At 66.5% G+C, this 668-nt stretch carries 1 protein-coding gene; it reads right to left on the bottom strand.

Features of this window, described 5'->3' with window-relative positions; all coding sequences use genetic code 11:
• Positions 1 to 668, bottom strand: a 668-nt coding sequence (locus tag NKI08_RS34605) for an ISAs1 family transposase (RefSeq protein ID WP_352776013.1), incomplete at both ends; no start/stop codon positions are given.

Raw genomic sequence — 668 nt, 5'->3', positions numbered from 1 at the left:
CCGGGCATCAGCGGCTCGGCCGCCGCCACGATCTCGGCCTGCCGCCACTCGTTGCGGCCGTGGCTGGTCTCGGTCCGCTCGGCAATGGAAGGGGTGGCGTCGGCCAGTTGCAGGTTGGCACGGCGCAGCCAATGACGACGGTTGCCCTTCAGCGCAAGCAGGTAATCGCCACCTCTTTGGGTAATGGCCGCAGCCATGCGGGTGTGGCAGTGGAGCGCGTCGGCGGTGACCAATCTGCCCGTAAGATCAATGAGTTCGACGACTTTGAGCGCGGCCTCGACTTCGTTCTCACCATCGCTCGGCGAGACTGCCGCCAGGCACAGCCGGGTCTCGGCGGCGAAGGCCGACACCGTCAACGGCGGACTGGCTGCCAAGCCCTTCTCGTAGGCTCGCCGCAAAGCCTTGCCGTCAAGCGACACCACCTCGGGCGTCTCTCGGCTGGCTCGGGCGAAAGCTGCGGCAAAGGCAGCAAAGGCGCGACCAAAGGCCTCCGGGTCGAGCAGACGCAGCAGCCGCGAGAAGGTGTCGTGGCTGGGAGCTGCGTCATAGTCGATCAGCCGCGACAGCGCCTGCTTGCGCTCCTGCGCGAACAGGGCAAATTCCGTCGCATTGCTGGCGCCGCACAGGCTTGCTGCGATCATCATCACGATCAGGTCGCCAAGCCGGTG

Origin of the sequence: Mesorhizobium sp. M0768, assembly GCF_040320195.1 — a bacterium.
Lineage (GTDB): Bacteria > Pseudomonadota > Alphaproteobacteria > Rhizobiales > Rhizobiaceae > Mesorhizobium.
This window is presented reverse-complemented; position numbering and strand designations above follow the sequence as displayed.